This window comes from Bifidobacterium sp. POST2/T3 (B1), assembly GCF_058197115.1.
Genome location: NZ_JBVPQK010000281.1, coordinates 1 through 3,418 on the forward strand (window position 1 = coordinate 1; position 3,418 = coordinate 3,418).

General features: G+C 60.4%; 3 protein-coding genes. All 3 read right to left on the bottom strand.

What is annotated here, in order from left to right:
• Nucleotides 1-99: 99 nt before the first annotated feature.
• Entirely contained in the window at nucleotides 100-1,029 is a 930-nt protein-coding gene (xerD, locus tag AC0AP0_RS10510; RefSeq protein ID WP_490430424.1) for a site-specific tyrosine recombinase XerD, read from the bottom strand.
• A gap of 109 nt (nucleotides 1,030-1,138) precedes the next feature.
• Nucleotides 1,139-2,734: a spermidine synthase gene (locus AC0AP0_RS10515; protein WP_490430425.1), complete on the bottom strand. Its 1,596-nt coding sequence runs from the start codon at nucleotides 2,732-2,734 to the stop codon at nucleotides 1,139-1,141.
• Between the two features lie 282 nt (nucleotides 2,735-3,016).
• Nucleotides 3,017-3,400, bottom strand: coding sequence for a 50S ribosomal protein L20 (gene rplT / locus AC0AP0_RS10520; RefSeq protein WP_015021618.1), 384 nt, complete (start codon nucleotides 3,398-3,400; stop codon nucleotides 3,017-3,019).
• Nucleotides 3,401-3,418: the final 18 nt, after the last annotated feature.

The window sequence follows — 3,418 nt, forward strand, 5'->3', positions numbered from 1 at the left end:
AGGCTCCGGGGCAGCGAACGTCTCATACTCGCGCCCTAACAAATCCGTAGGCATGCCTCTACCCTATCAAGTTTCCACCCGCATTCGCGGGTTGGCGGGTCAGCGGGCACGGGGATGGGCCGTCTGGTAGGTCTCCATAAGGGCCTGGGGACTGACGTGTGTGTAAATCTGTGTCGTGGTCACCGAGGCATGGCCCAGCAGCTCCTGGACCGAACGCACGTCGGCGCCTCCCTCCAACAGATGAGTGGCGAAAGAGTGCCGCAGGGTGTGGGGATGCAGAGATCTCTTCAAGCCCGCCCGGCGACCGGCGTCCCTGACCACCTGCCAGACGGTCTGCCTGGTCAGCCGCTTGCCCCGCTTGTTAAGGAAGACTGCCCTCAGCTCCCTGCTCTTGGTGGCTCGATCACACAGGCTGGCCCGTCCCAGATTCAGGTAGGCCTCCATGGCCTGGCAAGCGTAGGAACCTATCGGCACTAGACGCTGCTTGTCGCCCTTGCCGGTCAGACGGACCACCCGCTCGTCCAGGTCCATGTCCTCCAGGTCGGTGCCGACGGCCTCCGAGACCCGGCAGCCGGTTGCGTACATGAACTCAAGCAGGGCCTTGTCCCGCAGGACCACTGGATCCTTGGACCCGCCCATCGCAGCCGCATCCAGCAACCGGGTCACCTGGTCCACGTCCAACACATCCGGCAGGGCCGAGGTGCCCTTGGGAGCCTTGACCGTACGAGAAACATCCTGGTCGGTCACTCCCTGCTTGAGAGCGAACCGGTGCCACTCATGGACGGCGGCCATCCTCCGTGAGCGGCTGGCTGGACTCTCGTCGGCCAGATGGGCCAGGAAACCCTCCACATCGGCGGTTTGGATCTGCCCCATGCTGGTGATGCCGTGGCCGGACAACCAGTTGATGTACATAGTCAGATCGGACTTATAAGCCTTGACCGTGGCAGGGGCAAGACCCCGCTCCAGACCGGTGTAAGCCAGGAACTGATCCAGCAATGCAGTCAGCCCCTCCTGATGATCACCGTCCACTACTGCTTAACCTCCGGTTCTCTTCATCAGTGCTGGTCTTTAGGGCATATTCTAACGCTCCACTCCCCTGTTCCCGTACTTCCAACGTGCTTGGGATTGCGGCGGCATCTCAGGAAACATCCCGGATCAGTCCTTGAATCCCCTCTTGCCGAAGGATCCGTCGATAGGGGTCGGCCTCCCTGCTGATGATTCCGTCAATGGCGTGCATGCCAAGCAGCTCCACTGGCGCATTGTCATCAGTCAATACCCTCCCATTTACTTTCCCAACCGTGTTCAGGCGGGAGCTGACCTGCTTCATCATCTCCGACAGGTCTGGATCAGGGCTGACCCTGGCAGCGGCCTCCGCCAGCAGCTCGGAACCCGGATAGTCCCTCATGACCTCCCTCTTATCCCCTCCTGCTCCCGAAAAATCCTCGGAAGCGGGGCGACGTGCAAAGAGCTCGCGGTTGGTGGTCTGGGGCACATCGGCGGTCAGGATGGCATCGGAGCCGAAGACCCTGGTGATGGTATTGGTCAGGGCTGCATTGATGGACCCCTGACCGTCGTCAATCATGTTCATGTTGACCACCATGACCCCGCCAGGATTCAGGTGGTTCCTGACCAGGCTAAAGAACTCGGTGGAGCTCATCTGAAAGGGTATGGTGATGTCCTGATAGGCGTCGATCATGATCAGGTCGTAGCACTGGCGACTGGCCGCCAGCCAGGCTCGACCGTCATAGGTGGAAACCGGAATATCAGCTGGCTGGTCGAAATACTTGATGGCCAGGTTGCTAATGGACTGGTCGATCTCCACCCCCTGGATGGCCATCCGCGGATAGTACCGCTTCAGCTGCCGGGCGTAGGTCCCGGTCCCCATGCCCAGGATCAGGGCCGAGCGGGCCTGATTGGCCATGAGCGGCGCTGCCAAAGCCGTGTCGTAGTACATGCCGGTCATCCCGGGGTGCTTCATGGCCACCGACTGGACGCCGAAGAGGACGTTGGTGGAAAGGATGGTTCTATCCGCCTGGGTTTTGACCTGCAGGTAGTTGTAGATGGACTCGCCCTCATATGCCAGGCCCTTTTCCCAGAAGGCGAACCCCGTCATCGGCGACAGGGCGGCCGAGATGACAAAGGCCACCGTGGCCATGAAGCAGGCCAGGCGATGCACGTGGGAGGAAAGAAAGTAGATCAAGGCCACTAGGAGCAGTATTCCGGAGAAGATCAGGAAGGTGACGAAGGTCCCCACGGCCGGGATGGTCACAAAGGTGGGCAGGAAGGTGCCCAGGATGGATCCCACGGTATTGCAGGCGCTGAGTCGGCCGACCACCGAGGCGTTGTCGTCTAGGGAGTCGGTGGCGCTCTTGACCAGGCCCGGGGTGATGGTGCCCAGGAGGAAGAGGGGCGGAACAAAGATTATCAGGCAGGAGATAAAGGCCGCCAGGACCAGGAAGTTGGTGGAAACGGCCACGATCAGCAGTCCCGAAACCAAGATGATCAGATACTTGCCGACCAAAGGAATCAGGGCGATCCAGACGGCCGCAGCCATAATGCACAGGTAGAGCCTGTCCGGGTCTGGATTCCTGTCGGCCCAGCGGCCGCCGACGACGGCACCCAGGGCCAAGGCGATCATGATGGTCCCGATGATGATGGTCCATACAATCTGGGAGGACGAAAAGTAAGGAGCCAATAGGCGGGAGGCCCCCAGCTCGGCAGCCATGACGGCCATGCCAGAAAAGAACTCCGTTACATAAAGAAAGATCCGCGACCGAAGGATGGGGCGCGGCTGATTAATTCTGGCCAGTATGGATGTACCGCTGCGAGATGATGGACCGGCTTGACCTGCTGATTCTGCCGGGACAGCCGACGCGTCTAGGCTGTGGTTATCGTTCATGGCGGCTCCCGGCATCATTGTCGTCAATCAACTTACTGTTCCCCTGAGGAATGGTCAAATATGCAATGAACCCCGCGAAAGGCGAGGTTCTTGCAATACAGTGTTCAGGTCCGCTGATCAGGCAGCGACCGGAGCATTTACGTCGGCAGGCAGGGCCTTCTTGGCCTCAGCCACGATGGCGTTGAAGGTGTCGATGTCGTTGACAACCAGATCGGCCAGGGCGCGGCGGTCCAGCTCGATCCCGGCCAGGCGCAGACCCTGGATGAAGCGGTTGTAGGTGATTCCCTGGGCGCGGCATCCGGCGTTGATGCGCTGGATCCACAGCTTGCGGAAGTCGCCCTTACGGGCCTTGCGGTCCCGGAAGTTGTATGTATATGAATGGAGCAACTGCTCCTTGGCCTTGCGGTAGAGACGTGAGCGCTGGCCACGGTAGCCTGACGCCCGCTCCAGGACGACCCGACGCTTCTTATGCGCGTTGACTGCCCGCTTGACTCGTGCCATAGATATTCCTCAGCTTTC

What these genes read in the sequence shown, in the direction of transcription:
- AC0AP0_RS10515 (WP_490430425.1), bottom strand. Translation starts at nt 2,734, where the DNA reads ATGGCCGTCATGGCTGCCGAGCTGGGGGCCTCCCGCCTATTGGCTCCT.
- rplT (WP_015021618.1), bottom strand. Translation starts at nt 3,400, where the DNA reads ATGGCACGAGTCAAGCGGGCAGTCAACGCGCATAAGAAGCGTCGGGTC.